Here is a 17,599-nt window from a genome sequence, read left to right as displayed (position 1 = left end):
TGTTACTTTTTATATAGGAAACAAAATCTAACTAAGCTGTCATCTATGCTCAATATTTACCTCTCTATTTTGAAGAAAACCATTTTTTCAATTGGCTTTCAGGAGTAAGTCCCTGATTAAGGGCTAAGCGCATCCATGCATAATAAATCACGCCTGTTGTGACCATTCCATTTATTAAGGAAATGAAAAACTCTTGACTAAAATAACCTACCAAAAACCCTACAATCCAAGCCAGGAAAGCTGCTGGATTGATTACCATATCCGGACTGCCATCAGCCTTTTCATAGAGGTCCCTCTTTTCAGGAAAAAGCCAATAATCAATAATCACCGTCATGGCAATGGGACCAATCACCCAAGATAAGAACTGAAGGAAGAAGTTAAATATCTGATCAGGTCCATACCAAGCAAAAAACAAGGCTATTCCCCATGATATAAGCAACACAAGTTTTCTGTTTTTCTCCTCCGTTTTATATTTAGGCATGGGTGGTGTTGACATCATGTTGGCTCCGAAATAAATCGCAGCCATGGCGGTAGACCAGGAACCTAGGAATATGGCAAGAAATGAGATTTCCAGCAAACCAAATTCATCCATAATTAAGAAAATATTCCACTCTCCGGTAGCAAGCGCTCCTAGGGTAGCACCGATGTATTGAAAGACCATCATCACGCCATAGGTCAAAAACAAACCTATTGCTGCCTGTTTGCCAGTTTTATAAAACCTTGTAAAATCGGATATTACCGTATTCGCATGCAACCATCCACCTGCTGCGGCAGTGAAAACAACAAAAGAAGAAGCAGAAGCTACCGGAGATTTATCTATGATCGCCATTAATCCTCCACCAGCATCCAATGCACCACAAACGGTAACTATCAAAATAAATACAATGGCAGGAACAGCCAAATAATTTACATAGGCAATCCATTTCATGGTTTTATAAGCAGGAATCAGGAATAAAACGGCCATTAAAAGGGTTATTCCATAAAACAGCACCGAAGATTCAGAACTCACTCCTATTATCCCTACAAAAGAATCCCTAGTAAGATTTAATATCACGGCAAACCAAATGACCGTGGTAATGGCGATAATAAAATTGGGGAGCAAAACTCCTTTGACTCCATAGGAATACCGGAAAATCATGGCACTGGTAAATCCAGTTCTTGCTCCTATTATACCAATCAAAATAGCGATCAAACTGTTAAAAACACCAGCCATGGCAATAACAATAACCGCATCCTTAAATGCCAGTTGTGAACCTACAAGACCACCTACCAACAAACTGGTGACAGTAAGGACCAGCCCCCAAAGGATAAACGTATTACTCCAAAACCCTAGGCGTTTTGAAGCAGGCAATCTAGACCTAACTTCGTCTCCTCTTTCTAATTCATTTTCAATTATCGTTTCTTCCATGGGCTTCTAATTTTTACATTTTTAATTAACCAAAATCATAATTTTCTGTAACCATATTTATTACCTAATTGTAGGCATTCCATCCAAGGCAAGATGGCCTCGGAGGCAGTATTGTCCATAAGGCTGGCAGCGGCAACAGTCACACCTAATTGTAGCGATGCTTTCATCTCCCAGCCTTCATGCATCCCCGCTAAAACCCCAGCAGCAAAAGCATCACCTGCACCAACAGTCCCTTTTACCAATAGCCTCGGCATTTTTATACATGGCTGAAGAATTTGATGCCCCTCTTTATTCAATGCCAGGGCCCCATTGGGAAAGTGTATTACCACCCAACTAAGCACTCCCATATCTAGGATTTTTTTTGCGGCTTTAAAGCCATTTGAAATCAGAAAAACATTGTCAGCGTCTAATAATTGAATCCCTGTAAGGTTGTGTGCTTCCAGCTCATTGATGAAAAGGAAATCAATAAAAGGAAGTGACGAAGGAATCACCTCCGTATACCGATCTGATTGTTCACTTACAATATCAGCAGAGGTATACATTCCTGCCTCCTTTGCCCTTCTTAAAACTTTCGCAGCTCCGGAAAGCCCATCCGATTGAATTCTGTCCAAATTATCCAATAAAAGCAAATAGCCTAAATGGAAAAATTTCGCCTTCGAAACCTCAAAATCAAAATCATCCTCTTCCAATAAAGCATTGGCCCCACGGTGGTGAAAAAAGGTTCGTTTTCCTGTAGAACAAACCGTCATCACATCAGTAAAAGAAGTTTCAACCCCTTTCAAGCGTTTCATTTGCCTGGTTTCTAAACCCAACCTTTCACATTGATTCAAAATATCGTCACCGTATTCATCGTCACCCAACACGCCTACCCCTTCGAGTGGAATTGAAAAGTCCATTTTACGAATGGCCTTCAATACATTGAAAGGAGCGCCTCCGTTCCCTGAATTTTGGCTTAAAATATTGGCCAGGGCATTTTCATTTGGATACACATCAATCATTTTGATGAAATCCAAAATCCAATTCCCCCCAGCCAATATGCCTACTCTATTGCTTTTTTCCATTATTTCATCGAGTCAAATCCAGCTATAGGTGATTTTGTGAAATAACAATTTATTGCATTTGCCATTTAACAATATTTAAGGTATAACAATGGCTGATTTTGATTGGTGTGACTTCAAGGCTGCATCAAAAACCTGATGGCTCATTACCGCTTCTTCTGGAGTAACACATCCTAGTCTTCCCTCAAGAAACCCCTCTCTTTCCGCAAAATAGGCGGCCAACATCTGCATAAAACAATCAGGAAAACCAGGCTCAAATATTCCACCGGTAATGGTAGGGAATGGCACCTGAAAACCAAGATCTATCCGTTGCCAAATTTGCTCCTTTTCCCGATTAAAGGTCCAAAGCACTTTGGTATCTTTGGTACTGTACCTTACACCGCCCTCTGTTCCTAAAACTGTAATAAACCAGGAGTTTGTTTCCCCAGGAGCCAGGCGCTTCATTTCTAACAACATAGGCACTTCTTCTCCTTCAATTGAAATGGTAGAAGAAAGGTGGGCATTGTTCCAGGTATCACATTCACTCCATCCACCTTTTCCATCAGGCCTTTTTGTGACGATCTTTTGAAGCTGGGCATAGACCCTGTCAGGCTTCCACCCCATCCTTAGCGGAATATGCATCACATGCATACCTAAATCGCCCATCACTCCTATATCTCCACAAAACTTGGATTGCCTTTTCCAGTTAATTGGTTTAAAAGGATCCATATCACTTGAATGACAAAACCCAGCCTTGACTTCTATAACCTTACCGAGTCTTCCGGATAAAATCTCCTTAATTACTCGCTGACCTCCTGGGAAAAAGGGCATTTCAGAACTGCACCTTACAAAACGGCCCGATTCATCAATCTTATTTTTGATAATTTTGGCCGCTTCAAGATTTATCCCGAATGGCTTCTCTGCAAACAAATCTTTCCCAGCTTCGAGTACTTTCAGGTAATATTCCTCATGCAGGTGGTGGGGAAGGGCCACATAAACCACATCCACATTTGATGAATCAAGCAAAACTTTGTAATCAGTGGTTAGCAAATCTATAGTAGGAATCTGCTCATACCATTTTAATGCCTCTTTATTGATATCGCAAATGGCTTTTAAAACTACCTTTAAGGGATAATCATTGAGGACAAACCACCTTCCAAGCGCACTCGCCACTTCCTTGCCCATCAGGCCTCCTCCTATTATTCCTACGTTAATGGTTTTCATTTCCTAGTTTGACTTTAATAAGCCTCTCACTTCATCCGGAGTAGCATCATTGTGAACAATAGCCATCAGGGCTCTGGTCATTCCTCCAGGATTGGCATGCTGCACCACATTTCTGCCATAAACAATGCCTTTTGCACCTTGCTTCATCAGGCGATAGGTTCTTTCCAATATTTCTTCGTCACTGGCACGGCCTCCACCTCTTACCAATACAGGTACATCTCCAGCCATCTCAATTACTTTATGGTATTCCTCCACATCATCTGTTGGATCAGCTTTTATTAGATCCGCACCCAATTCTGCTGCCTGCCTGACCATTGGCGTGATCAGTTTTATATTGCCATCTACCATATAACCTCCAGCCTTGTTATTGGGCTGAAAAACCAATGGTTCTATCATTAGAGGCATTCCATAATGGTCACACATGGGTTTTAGCTTAAGTATATTCTGAATACAATGGTCTGTAACTTCTGGCGCTCCAGGGATATTAAAAAGGTTAACAACCACACAGGCCGCATCCAATCTGACAGCCTGCAGTACAGGCTCCTCTATCATTCTACTGTACAATACTTTCTGTAATTCAAGACCATACACATTGGCAACATCAGTTCTTAAAACAAGTGCTGGCTTTCGCTTACCAGGCACAGACTGTAAATGTCGGGCCTGCCCTACGGTCAATTGGATAGCATCTGGATCGGCATCGATCAAAACTTTGACAGATGCTGAAATATTCTCTATTCCACTCAAAAATGTATATTCACTAAAAAACCCATGGTCGATGGCTACATCAAAACATTTTCCAGATTTCTCGTTAAAAAGCCTATTAATCCTACTTAATTTCATACTATTTTTATTTACTAAGGTTATTTCGTTTGATTGAATTAAATTTTAATTCTATTAATTGTATCGCTAATATTTATGGGTTTCCCACCCTGTCTTTTACTTTCATTAGCTGCTTCCATAAATGCATAAATTTCAATGGTTTCTTCTGGTTCTACTGGAAGTTTACCCGTAGTAAAAAAGCCATCTATGGACCTAACCAACCTTTGATACCCTTCAAATTTTCCTATTGAATTAATTCCGTTCGTACCAAATACGGTACCTCCGAAACCAACTTTCCCCATTCGTATACCTCTGAAATACCCCAACTTATCACCTGCCCAATTCCCAACAATCATATCAGTCCCGTTGGTTGAGGTCCTTGTGACCGTTTGACAGCCTGTGCCCATGACACTGTAGAGCGATTCTATCCCATGAATGCCATCCCAGAACATATCCACATGGGATTTTTGAAGGGGAGCAGGCCCGTAAGTTTGCGCTCCCAATAACTCACCCACGTATTCCCCTGCTTTAATCTCACTGTTTTGGCTTCCATAGCGTAAGGCAGAAGAGCTAAAGACTTTGACCCCAAAACGATTGGCTTCATGAAAAATCTTCAATACATTTTCCAGATTTTCTGCCAAAGGTTTGTCGATATAAACAAGCTTACCTGCTTTTAACACAGGCAAAACCTGTTCTAAATGTGGCCTCCCATCGTTGGTCAATAGCATTATAGCATCCGATTTTTCAATGACTTCATCTATTGAATTGACCGTAGATACTCCTTGTTTTCCAATCCTCTCAGCAAAGTCTTGCAACCTTTCTTCAGAGAATTCCACATCAGGATTTCCTTTTGGATGGTATATCGCCACAACTTTACTGTTGTAGCCTCCTGAATTAGCTCCTTCAGCATTCAGAATTTCAGTAAAATCAGCACTATGTACAGAAAGCCCAATAATACCTACGCTAATTTTCGGCTTAATCATTTCCTTGTCAACTGATTAGAATAAGGTTACTAGATTGAACCCGAAATAGGCAATAGACATTCTATTACATAATCCGGGTTGAAACAGATTAATGAATTTAGGGCAATACCCGCATGATGCCCCTCATCACTGGCGCATGCCCAGGAAAGGTGCATACGAACTGGTAATCACCCGGCTTTGTTGGAGCTTTAAACTTCATTGTTTCTATGGTTTTCCCATTTAACAATTTGGAAGCGGTTATTATTTTCGGGCTTTCTGGAAGGTATTGTTTCGCAGGCCCATCGTCCCCCAAAGCTATTGCCAATGAGGCTACTTCATCTGCGGTACCAGGCTCTACGATGACAATATTGTGTTCCATCAAGTCTTTGTTATCCATTGTCAATTCTATTTGCTGACCAGCCTTAACAGTAAATTCTGAAACATCAAAGGCAAGCAATTCGGCCACAATGGTTAATTTTGCTATAGGATCTTTTTGTAGTTCTAGTTTTCGTTTCCCACTTTCATTAGCCTTTTTGGCAGGAGCCATATTGGAATGGCTTTTCATGTCTTCATGTTTCTCCTCCACTTTAGTAGAATCTGCATTTTCCCAGAATTTCTCATAGAATGTTCTAAACTGCATTCCTGAAATATCTGCGGTAGTTCCACCACGTCTATGAGAATCCCTATCGCTCCAAAACCAGGCAACTTTCTGCGCTGCTATTCTGGCTTTTTCCTCAGGTGATCTCAACACCATTTTGAGCAATTCATTGTTTTTTACATTGTGTTGCTGGTGAAGCCATAAAATCTCCAACATTGGAAGCGCATCATCCTTACTTTGAGGATCAAGTGTCTTCGCATAAGTTTGCGCTTTTTCTATCACTTCCTTTGTGTCCCTTCCGCTCAACTCTACTCGTACTGAATGCCTAATCCCATCCACTGGACTCCTAAACAGTTCCAAAAGCTTCTCTATTGGTTCTCCATAAATCTCCACTGGCTCTTGAAGCGGTCTGTTTTTCGCTGTGACACGGTATATTCTACCATGTGCCTGATCTCTATTGATATCTCTTAAATTATAGGGAGAATGGGTAATAATCGCATTGTGCCAATCCCCAAAGTACAAGGCCCCGTCTTTTCCTATTACCCCATCAGAAGGACGGAAGTTAGGGTCACCTGTGTAACCCGGAGGCACAACCCTAGGTTGGGCTTCAGAGGAAGGACGGAAGGTTGGATCATTTCCTGTAAACACTAGGTCTCCGGCTTCAACACCTTCTACTACTCCCATATCTTTGTATTCCAACTGGTAACGCTTTATCCCTTGAAATCCAATCACATTGTATATCAGGAAATTGTTTTCGTATTTCTCTGGGAAATGCTGGCTGGATAAAATTTGATTGGAGGTAATTGGTCGAATTGTTTGTTTGAACAATGGCCTTTTGTCAAATTCATTGGTGTCTGTCGTGGATGTCACCGTTCTTTTGTAATAAACCTGAAAAGCTTTTCCTGTTGTACCATCTGTTATTAACGGATTGCCCCATCTATCTATACTGATACCGTGTGCATTGGGTGTATTCTCCACCATAAATGAGAAGTCAGAAGTCCTTGGATTGAAACGATAAAGTCCCGGTGATCCTGATTCTTCACTTTTTCGGTAAGGTGTTTCTATATTTTCAAGAATGAAAATCCCTCTTTGGTAATAGATATTTCCATCTGGAGCATAGATTAGGTTATTCGCTGTATGATGTGAATCATCAGAACCTAAGCCTCCAAAGAGCCTCTCTTTAAAATCAGCCACTCCATCGCCATCAGTATCCTTAAGAAACCACACGTCTGGAGCAGAGATTACGATCACTCCACCATTCCAAAATTCAAAACCAGTAGGGTGTGGTACATAGGCAAAAGTGGTTACTTTATCCGCCTTGCCATCACCGTCCTCATCACTGAGGTAGGCTAATCTGTCACTCATCTCTCTTCCAGGCTCCCATTTTGGATAGGTGGACCATGAGGCTACCCAGATATTTCCTTTTGTATCCACCTGCAAAGCAACAGGGTTGATGATCTCCGGGAATTCATCTTCCGCAGCAAAAAGGTTGACTTCCAAATCGTCAGGCACTGTCATTCTTTCTATGGCTTCCTCCGGATCTACATAAGTCAAATCTCTCACAATATGTGTACCTACCATCACTGGATCAGGCATATTGCTGTCATCCACTTCCAGATCTTCTCCAATGGCTCGTGCCCAGATTTTCTCATCTCTATTGGCTGTCATCACATCCAACATTTCTAATTCCCTCTGCAAGGTTTTATAATTACCATCTTGTATGGATCGCGTTCCCCAAACATCATTGCCACTAATGGCTCTGTACTTGTGAAACCAATAAAGGTTTTTGTCCTTAACAGTAGACCTTATGGAATCCAAAGCTACTTGATCCTCAATTAAGCTTCCCCCCATTAGGGTTTCAGCAATGAATTTGCCCACTTCCTGATTGCCTTTTTCATTTAAATGAATGCCATTTATCGTCAAAGGCTCCTCTATGATTTGGTACATTTGCTTTGTTGCTTCAAACAGATCAACGAAGACAACCTCTTTCTCCTCTGCAACTTCTGCCATGGCCTGGGTATAAGCCTGCAGTCGGGGATTGTTTTCGGAGCCATCAGGAAGGTTGGGAGAACCTAGGTCCTCATGTGCTATAGGAGAAAACAACACGACTTTGGGCACATTCACAGAATCGTATTTCTGTGTCCGCAAATGATCGATCCAAAGGGAAAGTTGTTTTTTAAAGTTCTCTGGTTGATTATCAAAAGATTCATTGTACCCGAAAAATGAGAAAATTACATTGGCTTTAACCTTTGACAAATGACTATCGCTGTCCCCAAACCCTTCATGAGCTCTCGGCCTATAATGCACCTGATCCCCTGAATAACCCAGGTTTCTGAAAACTAGCTTTTTGCCAGGGTTAGCAACTTGAAGATAAGTCTCCATCCATCCGTCATGTTGGAATCGCTCAGCCAATGAATTCCCAACAATGGCTATTCTATCCCCTTCACTGAAAGAAAAATCAGACTTGCTGGAACAGGCCCCTAAATAAATCAGGCTGCCCAAGAGGATAAAGGAATGGGCCACCCTTATGGGGTTTCTCGAATTTTTCAATAATCTCATTTAGAATTTAATTTAAATAAATGTTAATTTTCCAACCTATTGGATAGGGCTTTCCTCAATGCATTTCTACAGAACAGGTTCCAAGCCCTGGTGCGTAAAAGTTAAACTTTACATTAGGATGATCTGCCAAAACCGACATAGGCACAGAAGTGTCTGGAATATTATTGGATATCATGTAGGTGGTCAGTCTCTGACCAAAGGGATTGTCATGGGCTCCGGCATGCCATATAGAGACCTGATCCGTTTCCCAGGTTTCTTTAGGTCCTACTGTCACAGCTTGCGTTGGTATCAAAGGAACATTCCCACCACAGTGCAACCTGGAATTTTGTTGAATGGTGATAGGGTGCAAATCCAAAACCCTGGTAGGAAGTTTTTTGTATTCCTCCACCGTTTGAGGATTTTCCTTATAGGCTCCTTCTCGTTTTGGTGGCTCATTAAAGGCCCAATGCTTTACATCGCCCTGCCCACCTTGCATGATTAAACACCTGGCATGTTTCCAGCTTTCAATAAATTTGGACGTATCCGCTTGAGGGAAATGTATATTTTCCTCTGGCATGGCCAGTTTCTTGTCTATTCTACTATAACAAAGGTCATTAAATGCTTTTTTGAAGGATAGGGAGTGATTGGCGGAAACTTCCTTGCCGTCAACCACCCACTCGTCCATGGACCAGAAATGCGCATGTTTCAAGGATATTTGCAATTCATTGACCAATCTTGCCACAAGGGGTAACTGTTCTGTAGGGCCGATCGGGCCGCAAATCCCTACTGGATTATCTGCTGTTGCTTTTTTCCAGGTAGTAATGTATTCCAGTGCTTCGGCTAGGTAAAATTCTTCGATGGTATCATAAAAGACTACTTCAAAACCAGGCCTGGATAATTTTATCATATCTGCTGGAGTCATTCTGGCTATTTGGTCGGTAATCTTGCTTCCCAAATCTAAGGTTGTATAATCCCACCAATCAGGAGCTATTGAACTTATCTTTCTCATATTTTTATTCATTATTTTTAAGTTTTAATCTTTTACCCCAATGCTTTTTTTGCATAAGGAATACACTTCTCCTAACTCCTTAAGAGGATCAAATTCGGACTCTGAAAATCCAAAGTGAACCCTTTTCCTCCACCCTTCTGCATGTACAAAACATTCCGACATTCCCCCAACCTTTATCGAGAAATCTTCCATGGCCGCAATGTACGAGTCCATTTTCTGACTGTCTTCCAACCAGTTTTTTTGACTTTTATGGGCATCTAATGCTTCCTTTTTGATAGTATGTACTGATTCGGTGTTAATAAATATCCCTGGGATTACTTCTTGCCCTAGAGGATCTAGCAGCCCATGCGGAAGCGCATGATATATGGCACAGTTGTAATTGGAAACGGCAGGATAGGAAGATTTAAAATTGGGAACCCCTCTTACGAATGCTGCTGTTACTGCCAAACGGCAGGCATTCATATGATCTTCCATATAATCCACTGGAGAATGTGTAAGGATAATACTTGGCTTTACTTTTCGAATAATTCCCGTCAATTCCCTTAGTGCTCCAGCCTCGTAGAAAATTTCAAAATCATCACAAATGGGCGGGTGAAAAACTGCACCCAATATCCTAGCAGAGTTTTGCGCCTCAAGCAATCTTATCCTGGCCGTAGTCGCAGCATCCGATTCGGTACTTCCACAGTTTCCTGAAGACAAATTCATGTAATGGATTTCATATCCTGCATTTTTTAACAATACCAATGTACCAGCCATCATAAACTCAATATCATCAGGATGCGCTGCAATTGCCATGGCTATTTTATTCATCAATTATAGCTTTACACTTTTCCCTGTTGCAGCGGATTTGTCAGCAGCAAAAATAACTTCATGTGTTTTCATGGCTTCTTTCAGTCCAGTCAAAGGCATGTCTGTCCCTTCATTGATGGATTGAAAAAAACTGTCAAACTGCAATTGATAGGGGTGGTCAGCCACATCTCCCGAGTCTAACATTTTCATGGACAGTTCACTCCACCTAGTTTTATCAGACTTAAGCTTGTTGGAGTGAAATTTATTGTCCAAAATAGACCCTTCGCTTCCAAACAAATGGGTATGGAAATAATAAGGTTGCAAACAGTCTACACTTGCTGCACACTTGGCAATTTTTCCACTTTTGAATTTTAGAATGGTTACACTGGTAGTGGTGTATTCATAGGGCTTGAAAATTTCACTTTTGGTCTTGGTATCATAACTGGTTACCTCTTCAACATCAGACCCCATAAACATCAGAAGGGAATCCAAAGCATGGCATCCTGCGGTCAGCAAAGAGCTTCCTCCTCCGGTTTTCTTCGCATTCCATTCAAATTGTCCGTACCAGGGACCTATACCATGTAGGTAATCAATTTCACCGTAATGGATGTCTCCGATCAATCCCTGATCCACGACTTCTTTTGTGGAGATAAACTGGTTGGACCACCTGCATTCGAAGCAAATACAAAATTTAACATCTGCAGCTTTCACCGCTTTTTCAATTTCCTTGCAATCTTCCCAGGACAAAGCCATTGGTTTTTCCAAAATGATATGTTTTCCCGCCTTTGCTGCAGCCAATGCATGTTCAGTATGTTGATAGGTGTAGCTACAAATGGAAACAGCATCTATACTTTTGTCTTTTAACATTTCATCAAGGTCTGTGTAAGATTTGATGTCTGTTCCCCAGGTCTTGCTTAATTCGGCATCGTCATGTTTTCTGGATGAAAAAATAGCCGAAACCTGAGCATATTCTCCCGCGTTTATCGCGTTTATATGTGCTGTAGCTACCCAACCGTATCCAATAATCCCAACATTTAATTTTTTCATAATTATCTCTTTATTAAATAGTTAATAGTTAAAATGATTATTTTAAAACCTTTTTTAATACTTTGTCCAGTGATATCTTTTTACCGCCTTTGTTTTTACTTTCCTGAGCTGCTTCCATAAAGGCATAGATTTCAAAGGTTTCTTCAGCAGACACCGGAGCTTTATTTTGAAGGAAAAACTCGACAACTTTGACAACCAGCGATCGATAACCTGTAAATGAACCCAAATCAACGATTTCTTTTTCTTTGAATACTGTTCCTCCAAAATCACGTTTTCCTTCCCTAATGCCTCTGAAAACGCCTACCCTGCCATCTTTCCAGTAGCCTATAACTAGGTCTTCGGCTTCTGAATGTTGCACTTGCTGAACTTCCACACAGCCTGGTCCCATCACGGTAAATAGGTATTCAATGCCATGAATCCCATACCAAAACAAGTCTGTATGGCTCTTTTCCAAAGCCGCAGGACTAAAAGTATGGGCACTTATAACCTCAGAAGGATTGATATTTTGAGCGCTTTCCATGTACCTCAAGGCTGAGGAGGAAAAGATGGGCACTCCGTATTTCTCTGCCTCTTTGTAGATATCCACCACTGCCTGTAAATCCTCAGCAACAGGCTTGTCTACAAATACAGGTTTTCCTGCTTTCAGCGCTGGGAGAACTTCTTTCATATGGGGTCTGCCGTCATTGGTCTCTATCATCACCACGTCCACTCGTTCTATTAATTGATCCATGGAGTCAACCATGATAACCCCCATCTCCTCCACATCTTTTTGATAACTGCTTAGTTGTTCTGGAGTGAAGTCAACATCAGGATTTCCAGGTGGGTGGTACAATGCCACCATTTTACAACCAAAAAGGTCTTTCTTTTTATAAGGGTCGTTTAGTATTTTTGAAAATGCCGCACTATGGACCGATAGACCTACCAAGCCTACCTTTAAGTCTTCCCTTGGAAGGTTTTTGGCTATAGAAAATAAGGGCTGCCCCAATAAGCTTAACCCAACTCCCCCAAAAGACAGCTTTTTTACAAAATTCCTGCGTACTATTTTATGCTCGACCATTTACTTTGTTGATTATTTTTATCTCTTTTATTTCTATCTATAAACACCTCTTTTGAGTGCGGATAAAGCCTATGGCTCTGTGTTGAACCTAAAGCTTATATCCGCCTCTCATTTGTTGTAGTGGTTTTGCTAGTTTTAAGCTAAAGCAGAATTAATAACCTGGATTTTGTTCCAATGCCGGATTGATATCAATCTCTGATAAAGGGATTGGAATTAATTCCATGTCTGCTGTTATGCTACCTGTTTTATCAATTACTTTATAATGACCGCTCATTGGCCCAGACGTTTCCACAGAGTAATCCGTATAATTGGCCGGATCATCAGTCAATTTCATTCCATAAAATTGTTTGTTCATTACCTCTTCAAAAATGCCCCACCTACGGATATCCATGTATCTGATTGTTCTTTCAATACAAAACTCTACCCTTCTTTCTCTACGTAAAATTTCCGTCAGCTTAGCAGGATCTGTCTCCGTAACCATTGGCATCATTACAGCTTCTCTCCCTCTAATCTCATTGATGGTCTGATCGAGTAGGTCCTGATTAATTATGTCACCATTTTCGATCTTAGCCTCTAAATAACTCAACAGCACTTCTGCGTACCTCAACAAAATGATATCGTCTCCTGAATTTCCAAAATCACCTGCATAATCTTCAGTAACATATTTCTTCCACCCATAGCCAGTGGCACCTGGTAAAGCTGCAATGTTGTTTGAAGCCCTATCTGGATGAGCTAAAAACAGCCTTCCTCTAAATTCGGTGTATTCTGGAAGAAAAATGCTGGCATAAAGCCTTGGATCCCTGTTGTCAAATGGGTTTTCGGGATCGTACAATGGCGAATCTTCTATGGGAAGACCATCATTCATTAAAAACGCATCTACCATGCCCTGATAGGGATTGACTTCTGAATATCCACCGTAAAATTCTGGGTGGTGGTTTCTTTGGTTGTGTGTGTTCCCATAAAGACCAGCAATACAATTGGTAGACAGGATAATCTCGCTACTCCCCTCACCTGCTTCTTCAAAAATCGTTTTGTATCTAGGATCTATTTCATGCACCTGCAGCCCAATAATCTCTTCATAAACATCAATTGCCTCAGCCCATTTTTCATCAATCATCAGCAATCTACCTTTAATACCCAGAGAAGCAGCTTTAACTATTCTGCCTTTTTCATTCTCTGGCCTACTAGCAGGAAGATCGGCTGCGGCAGCAGTTAGTTCCTGTATGGCAAAATCCACCACTTCAGTCCTTGAATTACGGGTTTGAGTATTGGCCTCTTCAATGGTCATTACATTGGTGATCAAAGGAACACCACCGTAAAGAAGTGACATGTAGAAATATTCGTAAGCCCTTAAAAATTTGACTTCTGCAATCCACTCATTCTTTAGTGTCTGATCCATTTCTACCTGCCCAATGTTCTCGAGGAAATAATTGGCTTTGAAAATGGTCCTGTATGCCCTTTGCCAAATGGCCAATACCACTTGCGTATCAGCCGCTCTTAAGTAACCACTGTATATGTTCCCAACTGAACCAAATTTATAGCTGGAGTCATCTGTAGCACTAGATAGGATCAGTAGCTCATTTGTATAGGAGTTATTACCTACATTACTACCATTATAAACACCAGTGAGCGCAAGCATGGCGTCACTTTGACTGTTCCAGAAGGATCCTTCTGACAACTGAACCAAGGGTTGTTCATCCAACCAATCCTGGCAACCAGTTTGACCGATCAAGATCAGAATAGACAAAACACTAACTAAGCCTAATTTTTTATATGTTTTCATAATCAGAATATCTTTTATTAAAACCTTACATTTACACCCACCACATAGGACCTGATAAGCGGATAAAACCAATCTGCTCCTCCTGTTTGCATTTCAGGATCCCAACCTTTATAAAATTTGGTGATCGTGAAAAGGTTTTCACCGGTGACGTACAAGCGCACATTGTCTAGGAAGGTATCTCCAATAAGGCCCTCTGGTAGCGTATAGCCGAGTTGCACGTTTTTCAACCTTAAGAATGTGGCATTCCGGTTCCAGAAATCAACTGGATTGGAATTGTAGAAACCAGAGGCGGTAGCGATGATTGTTGGATAAGCCGCATTGGGATCTGGATTTTCAGGTGTCCATCGGTTTTCATAAAAATCCCTTTGCACATTACTATTGTTCTCCAATGGAAAGAAGAATTGACCAAGGGTCACAAAAGCATCCCTACCTCCTTCTCCTTGAAACATAATGTTAAAGTCAAAATTCTTGTAATCCCCATTCAGTATAAAGGCATAGGTACTAAGTGGCAAAGGCTTGCCTATCACGCTTCTATCATAGGTGGAATTCACCACACCGTCTGGTACACCATCAGGTCCACTGATATCCTTGTACTTTATTCCTCCAGGGATGGCCAAATTTGAAAAGGGTTGGGTGGCATAACTCGCAACATCGGCTTCACTTACAAATAATCCATCGCTCATAAACCCATACCTGCTCCCTATCGGATGACCTATAAACAAGCCTCTTGAAATATCTCTTTCAAGGTTGGCAATTTCTAACACCTGATTCTTCACGACTGAGAAAATGGCCGACGCACCGATATTTAATTCTCCTATTGAATTTCTGTAGCTAAGGTCAAAATCCCAACCTTTGTTTTCCACCTTAGCGGCATTGGATTCAGATGGGGTAGCCCCTAACAATCTGGAAACTGAAACTGGATAAAGAATATCATTTGTGATCTTCACAAAATACTCTCCTGAAAATGACAGCCTATTTTCCATAAGTGCCAAATCAATTCCTATATTAGTCATTGTTGTTGTTTCCCATGTGATTTGCTTATTGGCAATAGTCGTCACCGCTCCTCCAGCTGAGAGCGAGCCTCCAAATGGATAATTCTGACCTAAAGCAATCAAGTCCTGATAAGGATAATTGGCAATGGATTGGTTACCCAATTTCCCCCAAGAACCCCTGATCTTGAAATCTGCTACCCAAGGAAATGCATTCTGAAAAAAGTCTTCTTGTGCTACCCTCCAACCTGCAGAAAAAGAAGGAAACAACCCCCATCTACTTTCCTCTGGGAATCTGGAAGAACCATCGTAGCGAAAATTTGCCTCCAATAGATATTTATCCTGGAAGTCATAATTTACTCTTCCAAAATAAGAAGAAAGAGTATTTCTTGCCGCACCTCCATTATTAGTTGCGCGAACAGTTGCTCCTGCATCAATTTCATAAATTTCATTGTTTGGAAACTCATCTCTGAAAGCTCCCAGGTATTTTGAGCTATAAGCTTGAGCAGATCGTCCCAAAAGCACCTGAAAAGAGTGATCATCAATATCCTTATTGTACTCTAGAAAAGCTTGAAGCGTCAAAGCTGAACTTTGGTACCATCCAGTCCTTAAACTATTTCTTTGTATTGCATAAGTAGAAGTGATAGGATAGGTCGAAATAAAAGTTTTACTTTCAGTAAGCCCTTGAGTGTAACCGGCCTGACCTGTAATTTTAAGGTCCTTTGTGATTTGGTAGATCATACTACCATTCGTATAGATATTGGATTCCTCCCCGGACACAAAGGATTGGCTGTTTAAATCTGCTTCTGGATGAGAGGTCTCATTTCGGCCGTACAATCCATCAGCTGTAAAGCCTGGTATGGCATTTGAATTCCTCATGGCTCCGGCAATTATATTCCCTATACCTCCATTGCCATAAGGAGCAGATGGCTCGTTACTATTCGTCTTGTTTCCAGCTAATTTGACACTGATGCTTAATTTATCACTCAGCTTACTATCCAGATTAAGACGCAAATTAACACGGTCAGCATTGTTCTTTTGAATAATCCCTTGTTGATCGTAATAACCTAAGGAGAACATGTATTGCGTTTCAGCAGTACCACCACTTACAGAAAGGTCATGCTTGGTTTCTGTACCTTGACCTGAACCAAATAAATGCCCAATATGATCAAAATTGGGATAGTCAGGATTATTTCCAGCTCTGAAAAAATCAATCTCTTCATCTGAATACCTCCTTTGTTGCCCTAAATTCAGGTTGTTTTCATTGACTGCTAATCCATATTCCCATGAATTCAACATCTCAGGAATCATGGTTGGGGTTTGACTGCTTACATAAGCATTGTACCTAAATACAGGCGTTCCTGATTTTCCTTTTTTGGTTTCAATGAGGATAACGCCATTTGCAGCTTTCGACCCAAAAATAGCAGCAGATGCGGCATCCTTTAACACAGAAATGCTTTCAATATCATTGGGATCTACATCATCCAGAGAAGATTCTATCATGTCCACCAGTACCAAAGGGCTATTGCCTGCGGAACTAAAAGTACCTTGTCCCCTTATTAACAAAGAGGCACTGTTTTTACCGGGATTACCCGAACTTTGACGTACAGAGATCCCACTCATCTGCCCTTGTAAAGCAAGGGATGATTTAGGTACAGACCTTTTTTCCAATGCTTCATTGGTAACAGTAGAAACAGAACCTGTTAAATTCACTTTTTTCTTGGTACCATAGCCTACCACCACCACTTCTTCCAAACCTTTAAGATCTTCTTCTAAAGCTATGTCAATAAGATTCCTTCCTATAATTGGTACTTCTTGGGTAATAAACCCAATGGACGAGAAAATCAAAACTTCAGATCCATCTGGAACATTTAAATTATAATTGCCCTCCACATCAGTGACAGTCCCCATAGACGTTCCTTTAACCAAGATGTTCACTCCTGGTAAACCAATTCCATCCGATTGGGAAGTAACCTTCCCTCTTATACTAATGGCTTGATTAGCATCATTAATACCCACTATATACCTTGTAGATTTGGAAGTCTCAATCCCAAAGGCAAATCCGGCCCCAGTAAAAACTAGGGGCCCCAAGATCCCCAGAAACAAGAAACTTAATAATCTGGTAAGTGGTCTGTAAATTAATTTTTTCATACTTTTGTGGTCGTAGATTAAACTTAGTTTTTCTGCATTTCCTATTCATTTTAAGATTCCAAATCGATACAAATGAGTAGGATCAATATCTGGCCGGAGATCATCCCACTGATCTCCGGCTTTTCTATTATTTCACCATAAGCTATAATAGCAAGATCTATTAGCACTATGATTATCTTATTACCAAA

General features: G+C 40.9%; 12 protein-coding genes. All 12 read right to left on the bottom strand.

Annotation, left to right across the window (positions count from 1 at the left end; translation table 11 throughout):
• Positions 1-64 precede the first annotated feature (64 nt).
• A complete protein-coding gene (locus AC13EX_RS14620) occupies positions 65-1,408 on the bottom strand; it encodes a purine-cytosine permease family protein (RefSeq protein ID WP_482893248.1) in 1,344 nt (447 codons plus the stop codon).
• Positions 1,409-1,443: 35 nt separating this feature from the next.
• On the bottom strand, positions 1,444-2,469 hold the full coding sequence (locus AC13EX_RS14615; RefSeq protein ID WP_482893247.1) for a carbohydrate kinase family protein: 1,026 nt from the start codon (positions 2,467-2,469) through the stop codon (positions 1,444-1,446).
• Between the two features lie 75 nt (positions 2,470-2,544).
• On the bottom strand, positions 2,545-3,669 hold the full coding sequence (locus AC13EX_RS14610) for a Gfo/Idh/MocA family protein (RefSeq protein ID WP_482893246.1): 1,125 nt from the start codon (positions 3,667-3,669) through the stop codon (positions 2,545-2,547).
• Positions 3,670-3,672: 3 nt separating this feature from the next.
• Positions 3,673-4,509 carry a class I fructose-bisphosphate aldolase gene (locus AC13EX_RS14605; RefSeq protein ID WP_482893245.1) on the bottom strand — a complete coding sequence of 279 codons (837 nt, stop codon included), beginning with the start codon at positions 4,507-4,509 and terminating at the stop codon, positions 3,673-3,675.
• A 38-nt stretch (positions 4,510-4,547) separates the two neighbouring features.
• Entirely contained in the window at positions 4,548-5,471 is a 924-nt protein-coding gene (locus tag AC13EX_RS14600) for a Gfo/Idh/MocA family protein (protein ID WP_482893244.1), read from the bottom strand.
• Positions 5,472-5,568: 97 nt separating this feature from the next.
• Complete coding sequence (locus tag AC13EX_RS14595) at positions 5,569-8,607, bottom strand: PVC-type heme-binding CxxCH protein (RefSeq protein WP_482893243.1); 3,039 nt, start codon at positions 8,605-8,607, stop codon at positions 5,569-5,571.
• A 55-nt stretch (positions 8,608-8,662) separates the two neighbouring features.
• The gene (locus AC13EX_RS14590) at positions 8,663-9,595 is read right to left on the bottom strand and encodes a sugar phosphate isomerase family (protein WP_482893242.1); all 933 of its coding nucleotides are present in this window, start codon (positions 9,593-9,595) and stop codon (positions 8,663-8,665) included.
• 24 nt (positions 9,596-9,619) lie between these two features.
• Positions 9,620-10,405, bottom strand: coding sequence for a PIG-L deacetylase family protein (locus AC13EX_RS14585; RefSeq protein ID WP_482893241.1), 786 nt, complete (start codon positions 10,403-10,405; stop codon positions 9,620-9,622).
• A 3-nt stretch (positions 10,406-10,408) separates the two neighbouring features.
• Complete coding sequence (locus AC13EX_RS14580; protein ID WP_339714741.1) at positions 10,409-11,431, bottom strand: Gfo/Idh/MocA family protein; 1,023 nt, start codon at positions 11,429-11,431, stop codon at positions 10,409-10,411.
• 37 nt (positions 11,432-11,468) lie between these two features.
• Positions 11,469-12,488: a Gfo/Idh/MocA family protein gene (locus AC13EX_RS14575; protein ID WP_482893240.1), complete on the bottom strand. Its 1,020-nt coding sequence runs from the start codon at positions 12,486-12,488 to the stop codon at positions 11,469-11,471.
• 151 nt (positions 12,489-12,639) lie between these two features.
• The gene (locus AC13EX_RS14570) at positions 12,640-14,271 is read right to left on the bottom strand and encodes a RagB/SusD family nutrient uptake outer membrane protein (protein ID WP_482893239.1); all 1,632 of its coding nucleotides are present in this window, start codon (positions 14,269-14,271) and stop codon (positions 12,640-12,642) included.
• A 17-nt stretch (positions 14,272-14,288) separates the two neighbouring features.
• Positions 14,289-17,411 (bottom strand): SusC/RagA family TonB-linked outer membrane protein, encoded by a 3,123-nt coding sequence (locus AC13EX_RS14565; RefSeq protein ID WP_482893238.1) that lies wholly within the window; start codon positions 17,409-17,411, stop codon positions 14,289-14,291.
• Positions 17,412-17,599 lie beyond the last annotated feature (188 nt).

This window comes from Cyclobacterium sp. L-R, assembly GCF_056859355.1.
This window is presented reverse-complemented; position numbering and strand designations above follow the sequence as displayed.

Excerpts from the sequence above, each read along its gene's own strand:
- AC13EX_RS14620 (WP_482893248.1), bottom strand. The coding sequence starts at position 1,408 with ATGGAAGAAACGATAATTGAAAATGAATTAGAAAGAGGAGACGAAGTT.
- AC13EX_RS14575 (WP_482893240.1), bottom strand. The coding sequence starts at position 12,488 with ATGGTCGAGCATAAAATAGTACGCAGGAATTTTGTAAAAAAGCTGTCT.
- AC13EX_RS14570 (WP_482893239.1), bottom strand. The coding sequence starts at position 14,271 with ATGAAAACATATAAAAAATTAGGCTTAGTTAGTGTTTTGTCTATTCTG.
- AC13EX_RS14615 (WP_482893247.1), bottom strand. The coding sequence starts at position 2,469 with ATGGAAAAAAGCAATAGAGTAGGCATATTGGCTGGGGGGAATTGGATT.
- AC13EX_RS14595 (WP_482893243.1), bottom strand. The coding sequence starts at position 8,607 with ATGAGATTATTGAAAAATTCGAGAAACCCCATAAGGGTGGCCCATTCC.
- AC13EX_RS14600 (WP_482893244.1), bottom strand. The coding sequence starts at position 5,471 with ATGATTAAGCCGAAAATTAGCGTAGGTATTATTGGGCTTTCTGTACAT.
- AC13EX_RS14605 (WP_482893245.1), bottom strand. The coding sequence starts at position 4,509 with ATGAAATTAAGTAGGATTAATAGGCTTTTTAACGAGAAATCTGGAAAA.
- AC13EX_RS14585 (WP_482893241.1), bottom strand. The coding sequence starts at position 10,405 with ATGAATAAAATAGCCATGGCAATTGCAGCGCATCCTGATGATATTGAG.
- AC13EX_RS14590 (WP_482893242.1), bottom strand. The coding sequence starts at position 9,595 with ATGAGAAAGATAAGTTCAATAGCTCCTGATTGGTGGGATTATACAACC.
- AC13EX_RS14610 (WP_482893246.1), bottom strand. The coding sequence starts at position 3,669 with ATGAAAACCATTAACGTAGGAATAATAGGAGGAGGCCTGATGGGCAAG.
- AC13EX_RS14580 (WP_339714741.1), bottom strand. The coding sequence starts at position 11,431 with ATGAAAAAATTAAATGTTGGGATTATTGGATACGGTTGGGTAGCTACA.
- AC13EX_RS14565 (WP_482893238.1), bottom strand. The coding sequence starts at position 17,411 with ATGAAAAAATTAATTTACAGACCACTTACCAGATTATTAAGTTTCTTG.